The organism is Aureispira sp. CCB-E (assembly GCF_031326345.1).
Classification (GTDB): domain Bacteria; phylum Bacteroidota; class Bacteroidia; order Chitinophagales; family Saprospiraceae; genus Aureispira.
The window spans coordinates 5,953,608-5,978,299 of the sequence record NZ_CP133671.1 but is presented as its reverse complement, the minus strand read 5'-3'; the positions used below and the strand labels follow the sequence as shown (position 1 = coordinate 5,978,299).

Annotated in this window: 21 protein-coding genes; 17 read left to right on the top strand and 4 right to left on the bottom strand. The window is 35.8% G+C overall.

Going from position 1 to position 24,692, the window contains the following annotated elements:
• Positions 1-4: 4 nt before the first annotated feature.
• From QP953_RS23290 to QP953_RS23225, 14 genes are all read left to right on the top strand, one after another.
• Positions 5-1,807 carry an efflux RND transporter periplasmic adaptor subunit gene (locus tag QP953_RS23290; RefSeq protein ID WP_309553118.1) on the top strand — a complete coding sequence of 601 codons (1,803 nt, stop codon included), beginning with the start codon at positions 5-7 and terminating at the stop codon, positions 1,805-1,807.
• A gap of 105 nt (positions 1,808-1,912) precedes the next feature.
• Positions 1,913-2,158: a heavy metal-binding domain-containing protein gene (locus QP953_RS23285; RefSeq protein ID WP_309553117.1), complete on the top strand. Its 246-nt coding sequence runs from the start codon at positions 1,913-1,915 to the stop codon at positions 2,156-2,158.
• A gap of 546 nt (positions 2,159-2,704) precedes the next feature.
• Positions 2,705-3,655 (top strand): OmpA family protein, encoded by a 951-nt coding sequence (locus tag QP953_RS23280; protein WP_081909508.1) that lies wholly within the window; start codon positions 2,705-2,707, stop codon positions 3,653-3,655.
• A gap of 70 nt (positions 3,656-3,725) precedes the next feature.
• Positions 3,726-5,453: a hypothetical protein gene (locus tag QP953_RS23275; protein ID WP_052595152.1), complete on the top strand. Its 1,728-nt coding sequence runs from the start codon at positions 3,726-3,728 to the stop codon at positions 5,451-5,453.
• Positions 5,454-5,654: 201 nt separating this feature from the next.
• Positions 5,655-7,544 (top strand): CHAT domain-containing protein, encoded by a 1,890-nt coding sequence (locus tag QP953_RS23270; RefSeq protein WP_052595153.1) that lies wholly within the window; start codon positions 5,655-5,657, stop codon positions 7,542-7,544.
• Between the two features lie 75 nt (positions 7,545-7,619).
• On the top strand, positions 7,620-8,690 hold the full coding sequence (locus QP953_RS23265; protein WP_052595156.1) for an ATP-binding protein: 1,071 nt from the start codon (positions 7,620-7,622) through the stop codon (positions 8,688-8,690).
• Positions 8,691-8,774: 84 nt separating this feature from the next.
• Positions 8,775-9,521: a hypothetical protein gene (locus QP953_RS23260; protein ID WP_309553116.1), complete on the top strand. Its 747-nt coding sequence runs from the start codon at positions 8,775-8,777 to the stop codon at positions 9,519-9,521.
• Between the two features lie 22 nt (positions 9,522-9,543).
• Positions 9,544-10,290 carry a leucine-rich repeat domain-containing protein gene (locus QP953_RS23255; RefSeq protein ID WP_309553115.1) on the top strand — a complete coding sequence of 249 codons (747 nt, stop codon included), beginning with the start codon at positions 9,544-9,546 and terminating at the stop codon, positions 10,288-10,290.
• A 396-nt stretch (positions 10,291-10,686) separates the two neighbouring features.
• Complete coding sequence (locus QP953_RS23250) at positions 10,687-11,394, top strand: DNA alkylation repair protein (protein ID WP_309553114.1); 708 nt, start codon at positions 10,687-10,689, stop codon at positions 11,392-11,394.
• A gap of 281 nt (positions 11,395-11,675) precedes the next feature.
• Positions 11,676-12,473 (top strand): hypothetical protein, encoded by a 798-nt coding sequence (locus tag QP953_RS23245; protein WP_052595164.1) that lies wholly within the window; start codon positions 11,676-11,678, stop codon positions 12,471-12,473.
• 10 nt (positions 12,474-12,483) lie between these two features.
• Positions 12,484-13,842: a S41 family peptidase gene (locus tag QP953_RS23240; protein WP_309553113.1), complete on the top strand. Its 1,359-nt coding sequence runs from the start codon at positions 12,484-12,486 to the stop codon at positions 13,840-13,842.
• 5 nt (positions 13,843-13,847) lie between these two features.
• A complete protein-coding gene (gene ctlX, locus QP953_RS23235) occupies positions 13,848-14,753 on the top strand; it encodes a citrulline utilization hydrolase CtlX (RefSeq protein WP_309553112.1) in 906 nt (301 codons plus the stop codon).
• Positions 14,754-14,814: 61 nt separating this feature from the next.
• The gene (locus QP953_RS23230; RefSeq protein ID WP_309553111.1) at positions 14,815-15,423 is read left to right on the top strand and encodes a class I SAM-dependent methyltransferase; all 609 of its coding nucleotides are present in this window, start codon (positions 14,815-14,817) and stop codon (positions 15,421-15,423) included.
• Between the two features lie 3 nt (positions 15,424-15,426).
• The gene (locus QP953_RS23225; RefSeq protein ID WP_309553110.1) at positions 15,427-15,702 is read left to right on the top strand and encodes a hypothetical protein; all 276 of its coding nucleotides are present in this window, start codon (positions 15,427-15,429) and stop codon (positions 15,700-15,702) included.
• A gap of 6 nt (positions 15,703-15,708) precedes the next feature.
• On the opposite strand, the gene QP953_RS23220 is transcribed toward QP953_RS23225, so the two are convergent.
• Positions 15,709-16,659 (bottom strand): AraC family transcriptional regulator ligand-binding domain-containing protein, encoded by a 951-nt coding sequence (locus QP953_RS23220; RefSeq protein WP_309553109.1) that lies wholly within the window; start codon positions 16,657-16,659, stop codon positions 15,709-15,711.
• Between the two features lie 93 nt (positions 16,660-16,752).
• Between QP953_RS23220 and QP953_RS23215 the strand changes: the two genes are divergently transcribed.
• The 3 genes from QP953_RS23215 to QP953_RS23205 all read left to right on the top strand — a co-directional run bounded on the left by QP953_RS23215 (position 16,753) and on the right by QP953_RS23205 (position 21,062).
• Entirely contained in the window at positions 16,753-17,130 is a 378-nt protein-coding gene (locus QP953_RS23215) for a hypothetical protein (RefSeq protein WP_309553108.1), read from the top strand.
• A gap of 266 nt (positions 17,131-17,396) precedes the next feature.
• Complete coding sequence (sigZ, locus tag QP953_RS23210; RefSeq protein WP_052595185.1) at positions 17,397-17,948, top strand: RNA polymerase sigma factor SigZ; 552 nt, start codon at positions 17,397-17,399, stop codon at positions 17,946-17,948.
• A gap of 132 nt (positions 17,949-18,080) precedes the next feature.
• Complete coding sequence (locus QP953_RS23205) at positions 18,081-21,062, top strand: CHAT domain-containing tetratricopeptide repeat protein (protein ID WP_309553107.1); 2,982 nt, start codon at positions 18,081-18,083, stop codon at positions 21,060-21,062.
• A 20-nt stretch (positions 21,063-21,082) separates the two neighbouring features.
• Here QP953_RS23205 and QP953_RS23200 read toward each other — a convergent pair whose 3' ends face one another.
• The 3 genes from QP953_RS23200 to QP953_RS23190 form a co-directional block, all read right to left on the bottom strand.
• Positions 21,083-21,874, bottom strand: a complete 792-nt coding sequence (locus QP953_RS23200) for a hypothetical protein (protein WP_052595190.1) — start codon at positions 21,872-21,874, stop codon at positions 21,083-21,085.
• 20 nt (positions 21,875-21,894) lie between these two features.
• Positions 21,895-22,716 (bottom strand): hypothetical protein, encoded by an 822-nt coding sequence (locus tag QP953_RS23195; RefSeq protein WP_309553106.1) that lies wholly within the window; start codon positions 22,714-22,716, stop codon positions 21,895-21,897.
• A gap of 217 nt (positions 22,717-22,933) precedes the next feature.
• Positions 22,934-24,508 (bottom strand): hypothetical protein, encoded by a 1,575-nt coding sequence (locus QP953_RS23190; RefSeq protein WP_309553105.1) that lies wholly within the window; start codon positions 24,506-24,508, stop codon positions 22,934-22,936.
• Between the last annotated feature and the right edge of the window lie 184 nt (positions 24,509-24,692).

Below are 24,692 nucleotides of genomic sequence, written 5' to 3'. Positions count from 1 at the left end.
TACAATGAAAGATACAATTAAAAATAATATTCGACAGCTTAGTGGGCTAATTGTAAGCTTATTGCTAGGTTTTTTAATTGGGTGGCTGGTTTTTTCAGCTAATTCTACAACTACCGATAAAAATACGATTGATAATCCCATAAAAACACCTCCAAAGGAAGAGATTTGGACTTGTTCCATGCATCCTCAAATAAGACAAAACGAACCAGGAGATTGTCCGATATGCGGGATGGATTTAATCCCTATTTCTGAGGATGCCAATCAAGACAATGCTACGCAGCTAGTTATGACAAAAGAAGCGGTGAAGTTAGCACAAGTAGAGACAACGGTTGTTGGTAATTTATCTGCTGCAACCTCGATGGCCAAGCCCCAAAAAGAAATCTTTTTGACTGGAAAAGTACAGATGGACGCAAGGACGGATGCTACTCAAGTGGCTCATATGAGTGGACGTTTGGAAGAGTTATTGGTTGCTTTTGAGGGGGAACAAGTGCGCAAGAACCAAAAAATAGCTGTATTGTATGCGCCTGAATTAGTTAGTGCGCAAAAAGAATTATTAGAAGCCATCAAGCTTAAAAAGGAATATCCAGCACTGTACGAAGCTGCTCGACAGAAAATTCTACAATGGAAATTGCCACTATCAACAATTAAGGAGATTGAAGAAAGTGGTCAAATACAGAGGGAAGTAGCCATTTATGCAGAACGTTCGGGTATATTGACTAGGCGTTATGTTGAAGAAGGTGATTATGTAAAACAAGGCAGTCCTTTGTTTGATATTATGGATTTGAATCGTGTTTGGGTGTTGTTTGATGTCCACGAGAAGGACTTGAAATGGATCAAAAAGGGAACCACCATCGAATTTAATATAGAGGCAATGCCTCAAAAAACATATCGCTCTAAAATTACATTTATAGATCCTATTATCAATCCCAATACAAGAGTAGCTGCGGCTAGAGTTGAGTTGAACAACCGAAGTGGCATGCTAAAACCTGAAATGTTTGCCAAAGGAATTGTACGTGTTAATCCCTTACCATCTAAGGACGTCTCAAGTCCTATTGTCGTTCCTAAAACAGCTGTCTTATGGACTGGAAAACGCTCGGTTATTTATGTGAAAAATCCTGAAGTGGATGTCCCTACTTTTGAGTTTCGAGAGGTAGAATTAGGGGCAGATTTGGGAGAACATTTTATCGTTAAAGAAGGTGTGAGTGATGGAGAAGAAATTGTGGTCAATGGTGCTTTTAGAATCGATGCGGCAGCGCAATTAAGTAATAAAAATAGCATGATGAATCGCTTGGTGCGTGTCAAAGAGACTGCTTTGCGAGAGCATCAGTTGCCGAACTATCAGAAGGAGGTGTCGGATGAGTTTAAACGATTGTGGACCGAGTTGATAAAGAGTTATTTGGTGCTTAAAAATGCCTTAGTAGCAAGTGATTTTGACAAGGCACAGCAAGCTAGTGAGGTGGTGGCTAAAAAAATGGAGCATATAGATATGAGTTTGCTGGAAGGAAAGGAACATCTATTTTGGATGGAAAAAATGCCTTCAATAGAAAAATCGCTCGAGACCCTGCACTTAGCAAAAAGTATAGATGCTCAACGGGCAGCTTTTGCAACGTTATCGGATGAGTTGATTCCACTCGTTAAGGTATTCGGAATTACCGAAGGGACGTTTTTTGTTCAATATTGCCCAATGGCTTTAGATGATAAAGGGGCAAATTGGTTAAGTCAAGAGGAGGGAATTCAAAACCCTTATTTTGGAGATAAGATGTTGCGTTGTGGTTCTATTGAAGAAACATTATCCTTTAAAAAATAAAAAACTATTCAATCATATTTAGTAGTTCGTTGATGAGTTCGCTATGCTACTAACCTGTGGTATGGTTTCAACGAGCTATTGTCATTTTATTAAAAACAAACAATTATGAAGTCAACTTATGGAATTATTGCGCTGCTTTTTGTCGTTATAACACTAGTATCTTGCTCTGTTAACGTAGAGTCTGATGACAAAAAGGAATCGACAGAACAGCAAGGAAAAGAATACACGGCAGCATATATTTGCCCCATGCATTGTGAGGGAAGTGGGAGCGATGAAATGGGAACTTGTCCTGTGTGTGGAATGGATTACGAAAAAAATGAAAAACACAATGAAAGTGGTCACAGTCATTAAATGAGTGCTGCACAATTTTGGGGATAAATGATGTCACTATTATAGAGACTATTGGTTAGTTGTTCTTAGGTGCAAAAACTGTTTTTTAGAATAGTACATCTAAGAATAACTAGCAGATAGTTGAATAGAAATAGATTGTTGTATATTCTCAGTTTATTGTCAAGTGTTGCTAGAGAGGATATCAATAATGTTTTATAAGTAAGCTTATTGCACTTGACAAAGTGAATCGTAAGAATGGAGGTAAATACAGTAGTTTTCCTCAAAAAAAGTTTATATTACTTATGTGTTTTGTAGGATTTGGACGAGAGAAGCACGTTAAATAGTTTGTATATTTGTACGAAGTGAACCCATTTGTGTGGCACAATTTGAGGTGTCCCAAGATCAAATGTTTTACTCCTTAATATTATTACAATAGGTAAGAGGATAGAAAAAATGATTATAAAAATGGGGGGATTTTTAGTACTAATCAAAGAGCAAAAAGGAAGCGTTGACTTTGTTGTTACTGCGTGGTACTTATTATTTTTTTGAACGATTACTTACATTCAAATGATACGATTTTTCATAGGTTTAGGGATTTTTATGATTTGGGCGGTATTCGCTCGGAATTACTACATTTGCGAAATAAAAGGGGAGTGTGGACCTCCATTAGCAGATGTAGATTCTACTTTTTTGGACAATATCCCAGAAACGTTAGATTTAACAGCAGGTGAGCACATACTGTTAGAAAATTATCCCCAGTTTTATTTTGATTATGCAAGCCACGACTATACCTATATAGATGGGAATGAAAAGTTTTTAGGTTATGTTGTTTCTTTTTTGGAGGAACATCCAGCGGATAGTATTTATTTGGTGATAACAGGATACTATTTGTCAAGCGAAAGTAAAGCAATAAAAAATAGCAACTTGTACAATGATCTGGGAATGGCAAGGGCACAAACCATTATAGACAAATTGATTCACGAGTACCAACTGCCAAAGGGGCGCATCCAAGCGCAATCTAAATTGGCTATTAGTGATCCTGTCGAGGAATATTTGTCTTTTAATATAGTTGGTTATATTCCACCGAATGCTATTGCTCAAACCAAAGAAGATACGGCATTTCTAGAGCTAATAAAAACATCTGTAAAAGATATTACTTATACCGACAAAAGTGCCAAGTTTGCATACAATTCAGGAGTATTCAATCCTAATCCTACTTTTGAAGTATACGTTGATTCACTAAGGCAGTATTTTGGACGGAATCCTGATGATTATTTGGTGATAATAGGGCATACTGATAGTAGAGGTACAGAGTCGTATAATCGAGAATTAGGGTTGGAACGAGCCGAATCTGTTAAGAACTACTTGCAGGAACAGAATTTGGAAATTACAATCAAGACCAAATCAGAAGGAGAAAAAAATCCAATGGTGCCGAATAAAAACGAAGATGGCAGTTATAATATTGATGCTATGGCAAAAAATCGACGCGTAAATATTATAATAAAATCCACAAATTAAGTATACTTGTTAGTTCAGTAGGCGGAATAAAATTAAAATCTAAGGACCAATTTAAACAATCCAATCATTCATGCAAGACGCATTTATAAAATTCTTTTCAACAAGCGATAGTTCACAAACTATCGTCTTTGTTATTCTTATGCTCATTAGTTTTCTTTTAGGAATGCTTGTTTGGGCTTTATTGGCGCATTGGCCAGCAGCTCGAAAATTAAAAGCGCAAAACAAAGACTTGAGCGATGAAAATACTGTCTTGAAAAAAGACAATAAAGACTTATCAGAACGTTATACAGTTGTTAATGCTAAGTTGGGGCGTGCTAGTGAAGATCTGAGAACGGCTGAGGCAAACTTGGAAGAAAAAAACGACAAGGTTATTGCTCAAGGAAAGCAGATCGCAGTTCTTACAGAAGATCTGGGGTTGTATAAAGATAATGCGCGCAATTTTAAGGAGGCAAACGAAAAGTTGTTAGAGGAGTACAAAAAGATGTCTAGGGAGCATGAAGAAACGCTTGCTAAAATGGAGGATATGAAAGGCTTGGTTGAGGAAGTAGAGCAGGAAAAATCGGAAATGATTAAAAATCATTTGTTGGTGGCAGATGGCAAGCTTGCCGCAGATAAGAAATTGAAAACAACAGAAGAAAAATTATCAAAGGCGAATGAAACCGTTCATCTTTTGAAAAAAGATTTGGATGCTGCTTTGGAGCAAAAAGCTGAACTGAAAAAAATGGTTTTGAATCTTGAAGCTACTCAACAGTTGGACGGAACGAATGACGAAGATTTAAAGATACAGTTGGTTGATTTGAAAACTCATGTTCGAGAATTAGAGGCAGAGAACAGCGACCTAATGGAGCGATTGGCGCCTTTTTTAGCAGAAGAGCAATCCAACTCTAACGAAGAAGCAGAAATGGAGGAATTGCTGGTGAACTTGCTGGTAGAGGCTGAAACCAATATGGAGGAGGATGGGTTCTATTCTGATTATGATGAAAGCCAGCTAATTGAAGACAAGATTTACTTGGAAAAAGCATTGGCTGAAAATACTGTTGTAACCAACGAAGAGAAAGACGAAGAGACGATAGAAGTAAATGATGATGAGGCTGAAAAAATGGAACAGGTACTTCTACAGGTGGACGATGCAATGAGTTTGCAAGGGTTTTATCAAGATATGGATGAGGCTGTTTTGATGGAGTCGGACGAAGAGGAACTCGAAGACGAGGAATTGATGAATCGCCATTTAGAAGGTACAGCAGAATTGTTCAAAAAAGTACTGTTTTTTGAAGAAGAGGTAGCTAGTGAACGATTTATAGAAAATGAAGATTTATTAAATAAAGAGTTGCCTAAAATAGATTTTATAGATCCTGTTATAGATGAATCTGAAAAAGTAGAACTTAGTGATGACGATCATTCTGAAATGAATGCGGCATTGAATCAGGCTATAGAGGCAATGAATGTAGAAGGATTGTATGCTCCTATAGAAGCAGATAAGTTGCTTGCTTCTGATGATGAAACAGAGGATGACAAACGATATTATAACCAAGAAGCGGATTATGAACATACGGTATTAGAGGAGATTGGTCGTTCTATTCCTAGAGCAGGCTTAGATGAAAAAGATGATTTGAAGAAAATTGATGGTATCGGAATGTTTGTTGAGCAACGATTGAATCAACTGGGAATTTACACTTACAAGCAGATTAGCCATTTTGATGAAGCATTTGTGGCTAAATTAGGAGCTGCTTTAGGGTTTTCAGAACAAACCATCTCAAGGGATCAATGGGTTGAACAAGCCCAAAAATTGATGGTCTAATTTGAACCTATTGAATAATGTTAGGTTCTTTTTAGAATATAAAACAAACCCGTTAGTTGCCTGTAACAATCACTAGGGGAGCTTTGTTAAACGATTGTAACATACTCTGTGCAAATAAGAAAACTTTTAATGGGCAGTGTACTAAAAATCTCTTCTATTGGAAGGGGATACTTGGAAAAAAATTAAAAACAATAACATTATATGATTGAACGTCCTGTCATATTATTGACATTTGCGAATCAGCAGGATGCCTATCTAGATAATCTAAAAAAAGAGAGCAAAAAGCTCAACTATATCCTAAGTACACACCATGACAAAGGAACCATAGAAGTTTTTAGAGAAGAAAGCACCACTACTGATGATATCAAAAAAGCCATAGAACGTTTTGACGAAAGAATTGCCATCTTTCACTATGGAGGACATGCCGATGGAGGTAGTCTACGATTTGAAGGTGGTGATGGCAATGCTGCTGGTCTGGCAGAACTACTTGGACAGTTGCCCAATTTAAAGTTGGTGTTTTTGAATGGTTGTTCTACCGAAGCACAAGTGCAGTTTTTGTTAACAAGTGGTGTGAAGGCTGTTATTGCTACGGCAGTGCCTATTAATGACGAAAAAGCAGTTGTTTTTGCAGAGGATTTTTATCGTTCCTTTTCCAATGGTCATACCATCGAATCTGCCTTTCGTCGCGCTGTAGCCAATATGAAGTTTGTCTACGGAGGAGACTTTGATGCAACAATTGTTCGCCGTGGCGATGCCGTTGTACATGGCGACAAAAATAAGATGCCTTGGGGACTGTATCTCAATGACAATAGTGAGGAGGCTCTCAACTGGGAAATGCCTAAGTATTATCCCAAAGACAACGTCCGAGCAGAAGCTATTGATAAGTCTAAGTTCAAGGTAAATATGCATATAGAGGAAGTCATTTTCCCTATGTTTGATGTCAAACCAGAACTAGAAGCTTTGTGTACGTATGAAGATGATGACGAATTGGATCCTAGAGCTGTATTGTTACAGATTATTCAAAATTTCCCTTGGCCTATTGGGGCGCAAGTGCGTTTGCTAGTGGCAAAAGATGGTGATATGGATACGCCTTCTATGGAACGCCTAAAGCAAATTGTAAGTGTCTATATCATGACGAGCCAATTCATTTTTTATGTTGTGATGTCTCAAATGTGGGATGAAAAGCGTGCAGCAACCTTTACTGCCAAGAGTTTTTTGGTAGATATGCTTTATATGAATCACAAACAATTTGGGCAATTCGACTATTTTAAAAACTTTGTAGAGGCAACTAAACTTCTCTTAGATGCTGATTGTGAACTTGCCATTCCTGAATTTGCAGATGTAGTAGCAGATTTTGATGCCCATACCGAATTGCATGAAGCGTATCTTTATTTAGAATCTCTTCGTGCTGCTATTCACACTGGAAATTTAGAGGCATTAGAAAATAAAACCTTTGAAAAATGTGTAGAAGGGGAGTATTATCTATCTACTATATTGTACCATTTAGCCTTTACCATAAAATACGATTTGGTGACCGTTCGGGATATTCATGTGGTTAACCATAGAAATATGGATACAGAATTTAACCATTTTATCAGTCGACTAAATGTTAAAGTTGGAGATATTGCAGTGAGTGAAGGAAGTAAAAAAATGAAAGCTAGAATCTATAAAACCTTTACCAACAACTCTTCTGTAATTTTGACTTCGGATTTGCAAGATCCGACCACCTTCTTGAACTTATCGCCTTTTATTATTGACAAAAATGCGTTTAGAGATGGTCTTACAGAAGATAGAGCAACAGAACAACAGTTGTTTATGTATGCACACCGAGTAGAAGGGGATGACCCTAAAAGAGATTATAAATACTATGCTACATTTCACAATATTTATGTAGCGCAAGAAAGAGCATCTGACCAGTTCTTAATAGATGGACCTGGTGGAGCAAGCAAGGACAGTGAACAGCCTACCAACACTAGAAGTCGAATGCGCTCTAGACGTAGGCGAAGAACCTCTACAACGACACAGGTTATTAATCCTTATGCTGTTCTCAAACGACAATTTGAGATTTTAGAAAAAGATTTAATCAGTTAGAGCTTATTGAAATAACAAAATGCTCACATCTAAAATTTTAAAGAATCTCTTATCAATTGTTAAAAATTAGCTCTTATGGCAACACAAGTAAAAAGTCCGTTCAAGTTTTTGGATTCTTACGACAAAAAAGATAAAGCGATCTTTTTTGGTAGAACTCAAGAAACATATGAATTATACGATAGAATATTTGAGACCAATTTGGTCTTGTTATATGGTGCCTCTGGTACTGGCAAAACTAGTTTGATTAATTGTGGATTGGGCAATCAGTTTGAATCAACCGATTGGCATCCTATTTTTATTCGCAGAAAAGATAATATCATGGAATCCATGAAAGAGGAGTTCCAAGAGCATGCGATAAAAAAGATCGACCCTTCTACTTCTATGATTGATCAAGTCCGTTCTTTGTATTTAGATTATTTCAAACCCATTTATTTAATTTTTGATCAGTTTGAAGAGATCTTTATCCTTGGTGATAAGGAGGAGCAAAGAATCTTTTTTGAGATGATTTATCAATTACTCGAAGAAGATTTGCAATGCAAGGTACTTATTTCGATGCGAGAAGAATACATTGCTTATCTGTCAGAATTTGAAGAAATTATTCCGTATCTGTTTGATAATCGCTTGCGGGTCGAAAAAATGAATAGTAAGAACTTGAAAGATGTTATTGAAGGAACAACGGCTAGCTTTAATATCGAGCTGAAAAAAACACCAGGAGGAAAAGAAATTTCTGAATTAATTATTGAAAAATTAAGGGATAAAAATCATGAAATTGATTTAGCAAATTTGCAGGTCTATTTAGATCGTCTATATCAAATGGCGGTAGAAAAAAATGGACCTAATGCCCCCATTGTGTTTGATGAAGCTTTGATTAAAGAGACGGGTAATTTGGAGGATGTTATGTCTACTTTCCTAGACCAACAATTAGATGTTTTGGAAAAGGAATTGGCTCAGAAGTATAAAAATGCCAAAAAAGGAGCACCGCTAGATATCTTGTTTGAATTGGTGACTGATAACGGCACAAAACACGCTATAGATTTGGAACAAATTAAAAAACGTCTAAAACGTTCTAAAAATATTGAACCTGCTATAATAGATTACTGCGTTGTTCGTTTTAAAGAAATGCGTATTTTGAGAGAACTTTCATAAAATGTTGTTCGATCTATGCAATTAATAGATAGTTGTTTCTTGTGATAATTGTTGTAAGAAAACTATTGTAATAGAAAATAGATTATGAAAATAGAATTAGCACACGACTTTATTGCCAAGAAAATATATGAAGAAGCTTCGATTGAAGACAAAGCTAGGGCGCGTGCTACTAAAATGGTACACGAACGTTATCAACATTATCTATCGTCTAAAAATTTCTTGTTAACAGAACGAGAACTTGTTTATATCAACCCATTTATAGAACGAATGGATTTGATAGAGGAAGAACAATATTATATTAGAAAGAGTAAAAAAGCAATTAAGAAAGAAAAGCTAATGCGGCGGATCAAAGACATTGCATTGGTAGCATTGCTTAGTGGCATTGTTTTTAGTTCTTGGGGATATTGGGAGCGCCAACGATTTTTTCATGCTTCTAAACATTTAGCTTCGGCACAAGATTCTATCAATGTTCTTTTGAGAAATCAAAAAGGCGCCCGATCAGATATCCCAATTACTTCTTCTGATAAAAATAAAACCCATCAAGGAGGTGATCCACTTTCTCCTTTAGTGTTTTTTAGTACAATTAAGTTGGAAGGAAAAGTGACCAACGAACAAAATGAGCCAATTAACGAAGCACTGGTTCAAATAATGGGGGCGCAAGTGCTGACTAAAGAAGATGGAACTTATGAGTTCTACTTGGTCTTGCCGCCTCAAAATATAGGTAAAAATATAAGTTTACACATCAGTAAAACCAATTACCTACCCACCTCAACACCTATAGATACTGATAATCCTTCTGTACAATCTGCTTTTACCTTAGTTCGAGAGTAAGACCTAAATTCTTGAAATATTTATGGACAACTTAGAAAAGCAGAAAATAATTAATTTATTGTCTTCAGGAGATTTAAAAAATATGAGTCTTGCTTTTCAATTGATTGAATCCTTGGGGATTTTGTTTGATTGGGAGCAATACGAGAAGATAGCTGCGTGGTTAAATAAAGGTAATGAAACTATTTTAACGGCGTGGGAAGAAGAGGATAGAGGCTTTTCGGATCGAGAAGAAGCCGTTATTACGGTTTATACCAGAACAGCATACGGCGTACAGCAAAAAAAATTAACCACATGGGATAAGCGAATTTGCTTATTGCCCAATTTAGAAGCCTTAAACTATAGATCCAATTGTTTCGAAACCATTCCTGTATCTATTCAACAGCTAAAAAAATTAAAGCATTTAAATTTGAATAGAAATCGCTTAACGGTAATTGGAGCGGAGTTAGACAGGAGTTATCATTTGGAATATTTGGCTTTGGGACACAATCAAATATATGCCATTCATACTGACTTCAAGCGATTAAAAGGGTTGCGTTATCTAGATTTGTCGGGCAACAAATTAGCGGAGTTGCCTTCTAGCATCGGTTCGCTGCTTGCTCTCAAACAGCTTAATTTAAATCAAAACCCACTAACAATACTTCCCAATAGTATTTATAACCTTACTCAACTAGAGAAGTTATACTTGTTGAACACTCAAATTGATGAAGAAATCATTTCTGATTTAGCATCTCAACTGCCCAACTGTCAAATACTCTACTCCAAAAATTAAGTTAATCTATTACGACGATTATAAAAAAAACTCTAAGTTTGGAAAATAAGAGTTGTTTGTTCTGTACAAAATTTTGCATTGTATGCAAGGTATTTAGCTTGATATAGACAAAAATGAACTAAAACAAACACTTTTTTATTTATAGCATTACTCCGTTGGAAAATCGTATTAGTTAGCTTAGTTACTCCCTGCGGTCATGAGCCAGCAAGCTGGGTTCGCTGCTACTACGTGGTACTTGGTGAGCGCTACGCTTTTAGTTAACTATGCTGTTATTGCGTGGTACTTTGTAAGTGCTGAACAGTTGATTATTAGTAAGATGTATTTTTGCTGGTCTTTGTAGTAAAAGTATGATAATCAATGGAATATTATTATAGAATAACCTCTAAATTATAAACAATGACACTAAAAGAAGTTTTGACCGAGCTAGAAGCATTGGGAGACGAACGAACTAAAAACACACTCTTAAAACATGGTGCAAAAGAACCTTTCTTTGGAGTGAAAGTTGGTGATTTGAAAAAAATTTTAAAGAAAACAAAAAAAAATCACGAACTGTCTTTAGAATTATACGCTACAGGGAACTCAGATGCAATGTATTTGGCTGGTTTGATGGCGGATGAGAAACAAATTACAGTCGCTCATTTAGAAGATTGGGTAGAAAAAGCTTACTGGTACTACTTGAGTGAATATACTGTAGCTTGGGTAGCTGCTGAGACAGATTTTGGTTTTGAAATTGCTCAAAAATGGATAGCGTCAGAAAAAGAAACGGTCGCTTCTGCGGGATGGTCAACCTTATCTAATGTTGCTTCTATCAAAAAGGATGAAGAGTTGGATATCGAAGCATATAGTCAATTATTAGATCAAGTTGTCAATGAAATCAATACCGCGCCCAATAGAGTGCGTTACACAATGAATGGTTTTGTTATTGCTGTAGGGTCTTATATTACTCCTTTGACGACAAAAGCTCAAGAAGTTGCCCAAAAGATTGGTAAAGTAAGCGTAGAAATGGGAGGAACGGCTTGCAAGGTACCTTTGGCGAGTACGTATATTCAAAAGGTAATTGATAAAAATAGGCTGGGCAAAAAACGAAAACAAGCAAGGTGCTAATATTTAAGAATTGTATTTTATAGGTTTAGCTATACGCTGCTAGTGGTCACTACGTTTATTAATTAGAACTAAAAATAAGGTTATTTTTTAGCCAGAATTTTTCTGACCACTTACTTATAAAAATTTAGATGCATTTTAAAGGAATTGTTTGGCAAGTTTTGACGTTGAACGTGAGATTAAGGTCTTTACCAAAAGCATGTTTACTACCTATTCACTATTAAAATATGAATTGGTATAAAAAAAGTTAAAACAGATCCCCAACACAAATAATTTCAAACACAATGATAAAATATAATATATTACTTAGCTGGTGTTGTTTGCTCATCCTAACTGGTTGCCAAACACATGAGCAGAAAGCCTACAAAGATTTGCTAAAAGCAGGCATCCCGTTGATAGAAAATGACACTGTAACGGTCAAAATAGGTGAGAAACTTTTTTATTTATATTCTTACAGTGCAGGAGTACAACCGATTTATTATACATTAAAACATCTTAATTCAGATAGTACTGTTGTGAACTATGTCGATGACCGTCGATTTTATGTCGGTAAGGAAGATATGGTTGGAGGACCATCAGAAGGCGTACTCGTATTTGAAGCTAAAGGCGATGGTGTGGCTAAACTGGAGTTTTATAACCCTTATTTTAATGAAATGGAGTACAATCGAGTATATCCAGACCATGAGCGTACAGATCGAGTGATGTTAGAATTTTATAAGGCTTTGACAGATTCTATTGCTTTGGGGACTTGGACGGATGCACAATATGCTAATTATTATGATAATTGGGAAAAATTACCAGACGAAGCACAAACAATAGCAATGGATACTTTGCTAGAAAAGTATGTTGAGATGTCTAGTTCTATTTCTTTTAGCAGAAAGGATCAATTGATTGATAATTTTGTGAGACGTTATGTCTTGAGAGAATCTTCTATGGTAAGAAATATACTTGATACGCTTTTTAATTTGCCTAATGTAGATGCCCTAGAAAAGTGGCAAATGGAATTAAAAGCACACAGAGAAAATTTGCCTATTCATGAAAATTTAGAGACTAGAACTTGTTATGTTAAGGTGGAAGCATAGAATATACTTTTTGGGGCTGTTAATATGGGGGATCGCTTGTCATGACTGTACGGCACAGATTGTAATAAAAGAATTGACACCCAGTCAGCTGCAAGAGGATTTGGATTATTTGGTGACCGGTTTAGAAACTTATAATCCTACTATGTATGTGTATGGTTCAGAAAAAGTGTTCAAAAAAAAAATAGAGGTTATTAAAAAAGCTATTCAAACACCAATAGATGCGCTTGAATGGTTTAAATTACTTTGTTTGGCAGTAGAGGGAGTTGATGAAGGGCATCTTACAATAGGAACCGAAAAAGATAGTTTTTATCATGGCTTTTTAGAAGGGAACTTCAAAAGTTTGCCATTGAGTGTTCAATTTTTAGGAGAACGGGCTTATGTTTGGAATAATTTGAGTGAAGAGGATGTTTTAGAGCAAGGTGATGAAATTTTGTCTATTAATGGGCGTAGTATGGCGGCAATTAGACGCCTAATTTTTGAGTATACAAGTTCGGACGGACACATTGAGACGTTCAAACAACAGCGATTAAGTAAAGAACTTTCCGCCCGTTATTTTTGGTTCGTAGAGCGACCGCAACAATTTTTGATTGAGTATAAAAAACGAGGGACAATCCTCCCGCAAAAAGTTTCTTTAAAAGCATTAACACGAGCCGAAATGGCGGCATGGTCTAGGAAAAGGGCTTTAAAAAAAGAAGTGCCCAGAGGAATTAATGCCGTTTATAGCTTGGCAATCGAGAAAGATATAGGAACCTTAACGTTACGCAGCTTTGACGATGCCATTATTCAGCAAAATGATCTACAAGCGTTTTCATTTTATGAACGCATTTTCAAAAGGTTGCGACAAAATAAAGTCAAGCACTTGATTTTGGATGTAAGAGGAAATGTGGGAGGAATGAAAGACTTTGTAGATGCCTTATTGCCTTTTGCATTGCCTAAAAAAAGAAAAGGAGTGTTGAGAGAATTAATCGCTTGGGATGGTAGCAACGTTATCACATCTTTTCCTAAACGAAATCGATGGTTTTTTAAAGGTACAATTTATATTTTGACAGATGGAGGGACGTATTCTACGGCAGCTTTAATTGCACAATATTTACACGACTATGGAGAGGCTGTTGTTATTGGAGAAGAAACAGGAAGTCGTTATGAAGGGTTTGCAGCGGGAAATTTTCATTACTTGTTATTACCAAATTCTAAAATACAGATAAAAATTCCCAATAAATGGGTGAAAAACCAATTGCCCCAACAACCTAAAAATGCGAATAGAGGCCTAATGCCTGATTATCCTATCGTACTTTCGATAGATGATTTGTTACAAAAGAAAGATGTGGCTATGGCAAAAGCATTGGAGTTGATTAAAACAAAATCTTGATTGTTATGCAAATTACAAATACAGTTTTCCTAGTACGTCCTGCTTCTTTTTCTTACAATACACAGACGGCTGCATCCAATACATTTCAAACAAAATTAGAAGAGACGCCCGAAAAAATTCAAGCCAAGGTATTACAAGAGTTTGATGCCTTTGTTGCCAAATTGAGGAGTGTAGGAATTGCTGTACAAGTCTTTGAGGATAGTACGGAGCCCCGTAAACCAGATGCTGTGTTTCCCAATAATTGGATTTCCGTTCACCGAGATGGGACAATTGTACTGTATCCTATGTGCACGCCCAATCGACGTTTGGAACGCAACCCAGCTGTCTTGGAGTGGTTGGAAAAACAAAAAGACTTCGTGACACAGATTGATTATACATCGTACGAAGCACAAGACCGATTTTTGGAAGGAACAGGGAGTATTATTTTTGATCATAACCATCGCAAAGCGTATGCTTGCCTTTCTCCAAGAACCGATGCCATGCTATTTGAAAACTTAATGGTACATTTAGGGTATCAAGCAATTGCTTTTAATGCTTGTGATGTTAATGGTGTTGCTATCTATCATACCAACGTTATGATGAGCATTGGAGAGGGGTTTGTTGTAATTTGCTTAGAAAGTATTAGAGACGAGAAGGAACGTCAAAAAGTAATGGAAGAATTTCACTCTAGTAATTTAGATGTTATTGCAATAAGTTTGGAACAAGTGAGTCATTTTGCAGGTAATATGTTGGCCTTGGAAGGAACGAAAGGACAAATAGTGGTGCTTTCGCAACGTGCTTTTGATTGTTTGACCAGCACCCAAAAACAAGCTCTAGAACAATATGCAATCTTGTTGCCCATGCCAATCCCAACAATAGAAGCTATTGGAGGGGGAAGTGCTCGTTGTATGATTGCAGAGGTGTTTTTGTAAGTGTAATTATGACGGAATAAGGTTAACGGATTGACAAAGAACGTATCAATAGTTGTAAAATATGGAATTAAAGAAACAGTTAGGAAATATAGATATTTATTTGTTGGATCAAATACTCAAAGGACGTTATGAAGATGGGCAACGAGTCTTGGATGCGGGATGTGGAGGTGGTCGCAATCTAGTTTACTTTCTACAGGAGCAATGGGATGTTTATGGAACCGATCAAAATATAGAGGCTGTAGAGCAGGTACAAAACTTATCCAAACAATGGCATCCAAACAACCCCATAGAAAATTTTAGGGTAGAAAGTATCGAACAGTTGAGTTTTGAATCGAATTTTTTTGATGTGGTCATTTGTAATGCGGTTTTGCATTTTGCAAAGGACAGGGCACATTTTGAAGCAATGCTGTTTTCTATTTGGAGGGTTCTCCAACCTGGAGGTCATTTGTTTGTTCGTTTGGCATCTAATATTGGTATTGAGAATCGAGTGGTAGCCTTAGGGCAGGGGCAGTTTTTGCTGCCCGATGAATCGGTTCGTTTTTTGGTAGATGAGGATTTTTTATTTGCATGCACCCAGAAATTGGAAGGGGTACTAACGGAATACATTAAAACAACTAATGTGCAAGGCTTGCGTTGTATGACAACTTGGTGCTTGCAAAAAAGGGAGTGAGTTATGGAAATTATTACGGGAAAAGTAACCGCAGTGCCTTTCGTAACCAAGGGCGGACGAAAAATTAAAGGAGCTGAAAGTTTGTTCTTAGAAATCAACAACCAACGTTATTTTATCAAGATACAAGCAGGGCAGGTATCTCGCATGGAATTAGAAAAATGGCTTGATCAGTCGATAACGGTAAAGGTTTTAAGGGCAACTGGAGCATGGGACAGCGACGATCCTAATGTTCAGAGTCGGATAGGAGATTATGTTGCGATATTGGAAGTGTTGACTTAAAAGATATTACTTGTTTTGCCAATTGTTTCGAGCATGGATATAAGCACTGGGCTCGGAGTAGCCTAGAACATAGGCGATGTCTTGTATTTTCATTTGTTTGCCAGCCTCTAGAAACTCGGCAAGTTCTCGTTTTACTGCTGTACTAATTGCTCGAAAAGAACTACCTTCTTGATGCAGTTTGCGCTGTAACGAACGACTGCTCAATGCTAGTTGTTCGCAAACCATTTGCATAGAAGGAAGAGCTGGGGAGCATAAGTGCAACATCATGCATTTAGTCTTGTTTGTAAAACTTTCTTTAGATGTGTTTTGATGCAGCATTTTTAAGTACTGGGGGAGCAAAATTTCAATTTGTTGCAGGTTTTTAGAGTTGATTCCTTGTTGTAATGCTTTTAAATCTATTTCAAAAGCATAATTAGAGCCTGTTTTTAGGGCATATTCGGATAAGATATTATAATGAAAATCTTCTAATGGAGGAACAAGAAGGGCTAAACTATTGGGGGGCAGAATTAGAGTTAATTCTCTAGCTATTAGCATAAAACTGCTTTCTAAAATCGTATTCTCTAAAGACAAGGCTTGAGGATGAACGTTTAATTCTATCGATTGATAGGTCTGCTGTTGTTGGGTATGAATTGCCAAGAGTGGAAATTGTTGTTCTAGATAGGTTTGTAGTATTAATAATGCTTGTTCCATACTTTTGGCTTGCAAAGAAATTTGATGAACGATTCCTAAAGCACTTAAATTTAAGTATTGACCAAAATAAAACCCTAAGTTGGCGGAATCACTTTGCTCTAAAATGGATTTTAACACCCGCAAATAGTCAGAAGCTGTAACGTGGCTATCAGGAGCACACCAATCTATATTGGCATCATGCACAAGAGCATACAATGGTTTTGAAGGAATACCTCGGTAACTGGCAAAATCAATTAGGGCAGCTAATAACGTCGCACTTATTTTCATCTGGTATTTTTGGCGTAAAGTATCAATTTTAGTTCTTAAAAATAAATGATTTTTGTGGTGAATAAAATCAATTTCAACATAAAAATTATCAATATGAACACTTTACAAAAAGCATTGATTGGGAATGCGATCTTTTCAACCACATCGGCTTTTATCTTATTACTTTTTTCGACGCAGGTACAGCATTGGTTTGGCGTACAACTGCAATGGCCTTTTTGGATAATAGGTCTAGGACTTATATTCTTTGCAGGGACTATTTTTATGGAGATAAAAAGGCAACGAAAGGCAGCTGTATATGCTATCATTATACAAGATATATTGTGGGTGTTAGGGTCTATGGCTTTATTGTTATTACAACCATTTGGGATTTCTAACCTAGGTAATGGTTTAATTGCTATTGTAGCTTTGATTGTTCTACTTTTTGCAATTTTTCAGTATTGTGGACTTCGAAAAACGGAAACAGAAGTTTAAGGTTTTTGTCTTCTGCGGACACTAAATTTGCTTAAGTGCTCAGATAAATCAGAAATTTTGCGTCTTTTTTGAAATCTTGCGTCTTTTAATACAGTACTTAGCTAGCAGTGCAGTTAGCTATTGATAAAAAGGAATGTATTCAAGATTTGAAGATTCCTTTTTAGATAAAAAAAGATAAAATGGATGATTTTTTGCAGCTACTTTATTTAAGTATAAGAACAGCAGTAACATATTCCATATCATAAGGTAAATAAAATAAGTTATTTATGGCAACAGAAGTAATTTGGGATGACTTTCAAGCACAGTTGTTGGGGTTCATCAAAAAGAGAGTTCAAAGCTCTTTTGATGCGGAAGATATTCTGCAAGATATTTTTTTGAAGATACATCTCAATATAGAAACATTGAGGGAGCAAAACCGCTTAACAACTTGGGTGTATAGAATTACTCGTCATGCAATTATTGATTATTATAGAAAAAAGAAACAATTGCAATCTTTGGAGGGAATCGAACCCAAAGGAGGAGCAATCAATTGGTTGGAGCAACAGCAACCCGACTTTTATTTTACAAAATGTTTGATGCCTTTAATCGAAGAGTTGCCTCCCAAGTACCGAGAAGCGTTTATTAAAACAGAGCTAGAAGGAATTTCTCAAAAGGAATATGCAGAGCAAGCAGGACTCTCTTACTCTGGGGCAAAGTCAAGAGTACAACGAGCTAAAAACCAGTTAAAAATGCTGTTTATCCGTTGTTGTAATATCTCCACAGATGTTTATGGTAATGTCATTGATATGGAATGTTCTTGTTCTTGTGGTGATGAATAATATTGAGTAAAAACAGAGAGAAAAGATAACACGCTGTAAAAGAGGTGGCTGAAAGAAGCTTTGGAAATTGTTAAAATAACTCAAAAGTACGTATTTTAATGTTCGAACTTTCTTAATAATCATAACGAACCTATGAAGTACTTTTTCTTTTTTTTGTGTTTTTTATACTTCTTCAATCTTGTTGCGCAGACATCTAATGATTTATCTAAATTGTCTTATAATGAGTTGGATAGTTTGATGTTGTTAAATTATTATCAAGGCAATTACCAAGGGACTATTCCTTATTTATTGCAAGGAAAAAACAAAGCATTAAGAGAGCGAGCGATAACAAAAAGCCCTATAGAACGAGCGAACATAGATTCTATTTATGCTGGTTATATTGGAAATCTAGGAACTTTTTATTTTTTGTTAGGAGAGCAGGATAAAGCTGCTACTTATTTTGCAGAGCATATTTTTTTGGTTAAAAAGCTATTTGGAGAAAATCATGATGCTTATGCCAATGCTACGCATAATTTAGCAGACTTTCATCGTTCTCTGGGGAACTATAAGGAAGCAGAAGTGCTTTACTTACAGGCTATTGATGTTAAGAGAAATACGAAAGGGAAACAAGACTCTGAGTATGCTATTTTTTTGAATAACTTGGGACTCTTGTACTGGAAAATGAGTCAGTATAGCAAAGCAGAAGGGTTGTACTTGGAAGCAGAAGCAATTAATTTGAAAAATTTGGGAGAGCAGCACCCTCAATCCGCTTCTGTCATCAACAACCTAGCGCTATTGTATAATTCGATGAAGGCATACCACAAAGCGGAAATCTGTTATTTAAAGTCTAAAAAAATTAAAGAAGCAACGATAGGAACGCAACACCCTGATTATGCCGTTACCTTGAAAAACTTAGCCAACCTTTATAATGAAACCAAGCGGTATAATAAAGCAGCAAAATTTTACGAAGAAGCATTGCAAATTATTCAGGAAATTTATGGAGACAAGCATCCTAGATATGCAAGTGCTTTAAATGATCTGGCTTTTTTATACAGTCAAACGCAACGTTATCAACAAGCAGAGGCACTTTATACTCAATCTTTAGAAATTATTGAAATAAGCTTAAAGAAACAACATCCATTTTATGCGTTAACTTTGAATAATATAGCGTTGTTGCATTATAATAAGGGCGAAAATAATAGGGCGTTGGCTTATAATTTAGCAAGCATTGCAGCCATAGCCGATTCATTTGAAGTTTACTTCCCTAATGTATTCAACGACCCTTCTAATTTAAATTTAGGTTGTCAACCAATAGATCAAATTGATTTTAGTGCTTTGTCTAAACTGACATATCGAAATCTATCTAAAATAGAAGAGAGTTTACAAACGCTTTTGAGAATTGCTGAACAAGCATCTTCTGCTACAAAACAGTACCAAATTAGCAAAGCGGCTATTGATATACACACTAAGGTTAAGAACGACTTTACAAGTGAGGAAAATAAACTCTATATACTATCTGGCAACACAGAGTTTGCACGATATGGAATAGATGCTGCGTATGCATTAGGCACAAACTATTGGGGACGAGCATTTGAATTTGCAGAGCAAAATAAATCGGTGTTGTTAAGAGAAGCAATACAAGGGCATCGTGCCAAAGTATTGGGGGATATTCCTGATTCTTTGGCACAAAGAGAGGTGCAGCTCTCCAAAAGAAAAGATGCGTTAAAGAAACAAAAATACCAAACTTTGGACGCTGAAAAGAAAGCAGCAGTTATTAGCGAAGAGAACGACCTAAATCAAGAAATTAGCTTCTTTTTGCGAGCATTAAAAAAACGTTATCCTCGTTATTATCAACTTAAGTATGAAGATGTTACTGCTCAAGTAGATGAAATACAAAGATTGTTGGTCCCTGAAACGATGCTGTTGGAGTATTTTGTGTCAGATACCTCGATCTATTTATTTGCTATAACGGCTACTTCTGCTAAATTGTTAAAATTAGAAGTTACTAAAATGCGTTTGTATAACGAAGTAAAACGATTGCGTTTGGCCTTGAGTAATTATGCGATGCTTGCAAATAAAAGTCAAAAGGCATATCAATTGTATACTCAGAAAGGGTATTGGTGTTATGCAAATCTATTAGAACCAGCTTTAAAAGGTACAAATGTGAAGCAGTTGATTGTTGTCGCAGATGCAGTTTTAGGGCACATTCCATTTGAAACCTTTTTGACAGAGGATATCAACCAAAAGAAAATGTCTTATGAAAAAATGCCGTATTTATTAAAAATGTATACCATAAGTTATCATTATTCGGCAACCTTGTGGAAAGAGAACCTAAAAGTCAAAAAACAAAATAACAACCATCAATTACTAGCTTGTGCGGCATCTTACAGTCCCTTAGAAACAACAAAAATAGATTCTAATTTATCAAAATGGCGAACAGCAAGTACTTTGGCACTACGAGAAGATTTGAGTCCATTGCCCAAAGCAAAAGATGAGGTAGAAGTTTTGGCTAAAAAGTTTGCTGGAGACTTTAAATTTGGAGCCGCTTGTAACGAAGCTTTTTTTAAAGCCAATGCCAATCAATATGGTATCATTCATTTGGCAATGCACGGGGTTGTGCACCCTCAAATTCCAATTTTATCTTCTTTAGTATTTACCGAAAATGGCGATAGTTTGGAGGATAATTTGTTGCAAGCGCACGAAATTGCACATCTTCAATTACAGACTGATTTGGTTGTGCTTTCAGCTTGTGAAACAGGGTATGGAAAGTACGAACGAGGAGATGGTATCCGTTCCTTAGCGCGTTCATTTATGTATGCAGGCGTGCCTTCTATGGTTGTCTCCTTGTGGCAAGTGAACGATTATTCAACAGCTCAAGTAATGACCTCTTTTTACGATTATTTAGTGAAAGGATTGCCAAAAGATAAAGCCCTTCAACGAGCCAAGTTAGATTACTTAAAAAATAATCCTGGTATAACTGCTCATCCTGCTTTTTGGTCTCCTTTTATTCAATTAGGCAACAATAGCCCTATTCAATTGGCACGTTCTACCAATTGGTATAGGTGGGGAGGAGGAGCATTGATATTTTTACTTCTAAGCAGTTTTTGGATATATAGAAGGCGAAAAAGAGATTAGAGAATATGCATATAACGGAATTATTGCGAAGAACCTTTTTTTATCTGATAAGGATTTTTGGCTTTTCGTAGTTTAAGCAACAGAATGTTTTTTATCAAATTTATACAGCTATTCTCTCCTAAAAACAACATTAAGTTTCCAGTCAAAAAAGCCTTGGTATCTTCTGAGTTAATAATTTGTTCTTGCAAGAAAAATTCATTCTGCTTGGTATCATGTGATTTGTAAAGTGTTTCCCATTTAGAACTAATGTCCATTTTGTAAGGGTGCGCTTTTTTGAGGACTAAATTATGATTGATACTAGTATCGTTTAGTTTTAGGTTTTTAGTAACAAATGTAGAACAAAAATGCAAGATTTCATTTGGTGTTTCTTGGTGATAAGATGGGTAGGACTGGTAAAACACTTCTGATGATCTTTCTGCCAATTTAGGATTGTTGGTTAAGAATATTAGAATGAATTTTCGCAAAAACCAAAAGCGCCCTATCTGCTGTTTTAAAAAATGCGCATTGCTCCATTTTGCGTAATTTTTAATGTAAGCATCAAAGCCTTGTCTTTTAAAAGACAAATTAATATAAATAATAGGAATTTTTTTCTTTGAAAAAGGGGTTCTTTCTAGGAATACAGAAAAAGCATGGAAGGCAACAATTTTCTCATTTACTTTGAAAAGATAAAAGATAGGATTTGTTTTTTTGATGTGGTTTTCTTCTACATGATTTTCTGCAAAGCAACTGTTGATTGCACGACAAATAGCATTAAGCTCTTTTAGCTCATCAAGAGTTAAATCTTTGCTCTGCTTTATAATAGGATAGATCATTAATTATCTGTAAAAATAGTTTACTCCGTTAATAAAAATACCTCTTTAGTTGGGTGGTATAAAAATTGATATTCTACTCGTTCAGCTTTAAATGGTCGACTAACAGGGTATTGACGTCCTTTACCATTATCAAGAACGAGCCACTTACCTCGAAGAACAATATCATTAAATCCATCTTGATTGACATCTTCTATAAACGTTTCTAAGTAATCTTTTCTAAAAACCCCTCCACCTTCTGGATTGGTATCATATGATTTGGGGGTATTCTCTATTAATACGTTAAAAATATCAATTAATTTTCCTTGTTGATAAATATAAAAGTGATGTTGCCCATTTCCTTCACAATCGTGCGTAATAGTCATGAAAATCGGCATAGAATCTAAAACGGCAGGAATGAATGAAGCTACAGCTGCTTGACTTTGATGTAACAAATGCCCTTTAAGGTCAAACAAATATTGGGTTTGTTGCATTGGATAGGTACAATTATTTGTCGTAGGGCCTAAACAATTGATAAACCAAATAGAGTCTTTTAAACCTAAAATTTGTTGTCTTTCAAATGTAAGAACGCTCGTTTCTTTGCTATATGCTTGTCCATAAGTCGTACTCAATTGTTGAAGAAACAATTGAGGCGTTTTATAAAACGTAGAGTCCAAAATAGGAGCAAAAACTTCTTGATATAGCTTTTTTTTACTACCAAAATCATCCTTAAAGATATTTTGATTTACAACAGTATTGGTCGTATCTGTAGATGTTATTGCCATTTTTTGTTCTACAGAAGGTGTAGGAGAGCAAGCAGAAAGAGTAATTAGAAAAGCAACTAAAGATAATAAGCGAGCGAGCATGGTTAGAAGTGTTTTTTATATTCAATAGGTTGAAACCACGAAGTAGCAGCACGGTTAGCTAAAACCAAAGCACTTAAAAGATAAACGAATATGAATGTGCTTTTTTAGTGAAACATCAAGGGACTACAATACAAGAATATTTTTAGCATGAGGTCGCAATTTTAATTTGAGCAAACTAAACATGTGACCTCATGAAATACGATCATTAGTATCAAAACTATTCGATGACTTGATTGAGTTGATAATTCTTAAATTTTAAGAAATTTAAATATTGATTTTCATAACTTCTAATAATAGGAACCCGTGTTTCTTCAGGGCTGCCATCTAAAGGAACTAAAAACTCATAAGTAGGTTCAATTTGGAATTTAGTGTGATTGTAGATGTTATTCTCTTTCCACAAATGTGCTTGGAAATTAACCCCATATTTATGCATCATACGACCAAAGTAAAGCATAATATCAAACCCTTTAAATCCAAACTCTCTAGAACCAATGCCATAGACAGACTTGTAATTGGTTTTAAAATTGCGAACAGTTTCCTTATTGGGAGGAGTGAAATATTCACTAGTAAAATGTAAATTTAGTGACTCGTAATACTCAAAATTAATACGATTAAAATAGCGCCATCTATCCATTCCAATGATAACAATTTGATAGCCTCGTCTTGGTTCTACTTTGTCAACTAGTTTTTGGATTTCACGCAACGAGTTATAAATGAACCCTTCATCTATCGTAGGCATGACAATGATATTTAGTTGATCTTTTTTTAGAAAAGGTTTAATTTGATCGACATCCATTGTTGTACTTTCAGGTATCAAGGTACTGATATGAGCACTAGTATCATTTTTAAAGTTAATATAACTTTGCTGAAGATTTGCAACTCTAGCAGAATCTTTGCCTAGCGCCAAAATCATCAAGTTTTTTTGCATAGGATCTCTGATAATACGCTTGTTGCGTTCTATTTTGTGCAATTGTTCAATGATGAGACGGCTATGTACTTCAAAAGAGGGGTTTACTTGAATATAATAAGGGTTGTTAAGCGTCAGGTCACTACGAGGATTGAGCGGAGAGATTAATGGCTTTTTATTCGTTTTTGCAAATTCTGCAACAATCTTTAAATTGTTCGATAAGATAGGACCAATAATTAAATCCGCTTCCTGCAATTCTCTTTTTTTCAGAAGATTTTGAATGACAGTAGTATCTCTTTGGGTATCATATACGTTGACAAACAAGTTGACGCCTTCTGCTTTTAAGCTATCGAGTGCAATCAATACTCCTTCATAAAATTCAATGGCTTTAATGGAGCGAATTGGAATTTCTTTTCGATTGGCAGGAACAAAATTCTTACTCATGAAAGGCATCATAATAGCCACTTGATACGCTAATTTTTGTTGAATGGTCGTATCAACCGTATATTCAGGGAAAAGTGCATCGTTGTTGATATTGATAACGGCAACGGTGTCCGACTGAATAGCTTGATTGCCTACTTTTTTGAAACAAATAACCATACGTTGTACAGGGCTTTTTTGAATGGTATCACACCAAGTGATGGTATCTACTGTAGTTGTATTGTTATCTTGATCAACATGAGTAACAGCATTGTAACTACCTGTTTTGCTCGTATCTTTAGGATTGGTATTTTTGCCAATGACAGGATCCAAACGCCCAGGGTTGGTCTTAGTTCGAGCCGTATTTCTGGTCGTATCGCAGGAGGAGAAAGCTATCATTAAAATAAATAGAAAAGAACTTAATGTTAGGACAGATTTTAAGGAAAGAAAACGTGAATTTTTCATGCTTGTACAGTGCTGTGAGTTTATTCTTGATTTGTAAATCAATCGCTTATGTTGTGTTTGGGTGTTAGGTCGTATTTAACAAAGCAAAGGTAGCGAATTTTGTACGAGAGGAGGAATAACACCTTAGAAAAAAGAAAAGAAATGAGTAATCGGTCTTTGATGATGAGAATTAGGTAGCTGCTCC

Excerpts from the sequence above, each read along its gene's own strand:
- QP953_RS23215 (WP_309553108.1), top strand. The coding sequence starts at position 16,753 with ATGAACACTTTACAAAAAGCATTGATTGGGAATGCGATCTTTTCAACC.
- ctlX (WP_309553112.1), top strand. The coding sequence starts at position 13,848 with ATGCAAATTACAAATACAGTTTTCCTAGTACGTCCTGCTTCTTTTTCT.
- QP953_RS23230 (WP_309553111.1), top strand. The coding sequence starts at position 14,815 with ATGGAATTAAAGAAACAGTTAGGAAATATAGATATTTATTTGTTGGAT.
- sigZ (WP_052595185.1), top strand. The coding sequence starts at position 17,397 with ATGGCAACAGAAGTAATTTGGGATGACTTTCAAGCACAGTTGTTGGGG.
- QP953_RS23260 (WP_309553116.1), top strand. The coding sequence starts at position 8,775 with ATGAAAATAGAATTAGCACACGACTTTATTGCCAAGAAAATATATGAA.
- QP953_RS23290 (WP_309553118.1), top strand. The coding sequence starts at position 5 with ATGAAAGATACAATTAAAAATAATATTCGACAGCTTAGTGGGCTAATT.
- QP953_RS23270 (WP_052595153.1), top strand. The coding sequence starts at position 5,655 with ATGATTGAACGTCCTGTCATATTATTGACATTTGCGAATCAGCAGGAT.
- QP953_RS23275 (WP_052595152.1), top strand. The coding sequence starts at position 3,726 with ATGCAAGACGCATTTATAAAATTCTTTTCAACAAGCGATAGTTCACAA.
- QP953_RS23245 (WP_052595164.1), top strand. The coding sequence starts at position 11,676 with ATGATAAAATATAATATATTACTTAGCTGGTGTTGTTTGCTCATCCTA.
- QP953_RS23225 (WP_309553110.1), top strand. The coding sequence starts at position 15,427 with ATGGAAATTATTACGGGAAAAGTAACCGCAGTGCCTTTCGTAACCAAG.
- QP953_RS23265 (WP_052595156.1), top strand. The coding sequence starts at position 7,620 with ATGGCAACACAAGTAAAAAGTCCGTTCAAGTTTTTGGATTCTTACGAC.
- QP953_RS23255 (WP_309553115.1), top strand. The coding sequence starts at position 9,544 with ATGGACAACTTAGAAAAGCAGAAAATAATTAATTTATTGTCTTCAGGA.
- QP953_RS23190 (WP_309553105.1), bottom strand. The coding sequence starts at position 24,508 with ATGAAAAATTCACGTTTTCTTTCCTTAAAATCTGTCCTAACATTAAGT.
- QP953_RS23280 (WP_081909508.1), top strand. The coding sequence starts at position 2,705 with ATGATACGATTTTTCATAGGTTTAGGGATTTTTATGATTTGGGCGGTA.
- QP953_RS23195 (WP_309553106.1), bottom strand. The coding sequence starts at position 22,716 with ATGCTCGCTCGCTTATTATCTTTAGTTGCTTTTCTAATTACTCTTTCT.
- QP953_RS23250 (WP_309553114.1), top strand. The coding sequence starts at position 10,687 with ATGACACTAAAAGAAGTTTTGACCGAGCTAGAAGCATTGGGAGACGAA.
- QP953_RS23205 (WP_309553107.1), top strand. The coding sequence starts at position 18,081 with ATGAAGTACTTTTTCTTTTTTTTGTGTTTTTTATACTTCTTCAATCTT.
- QP953_RS23285 (WP_309553117.1), top strand. The coding sequence starts at position 1,913 with ATGAAGTCAACTTATGGAATTATTGCGCTGCTTTTTGTCGTTATAACA.
- QP953_RS23220 (WP_309553109.1), bottom strand. The coding sequence starts at position 16,659 with ATGAAAATAAGTGCGACGTTATTAGCTGCCCTAATTGATTTTGCCAGT.
- QP953_RS23200 (WP_052595190.1), bottom strand. The coding sequence starts at position 21,874 with ATGATCTATCCTATTATAAAGCAGAGCAAAGATTTAACTCTTGATGAG.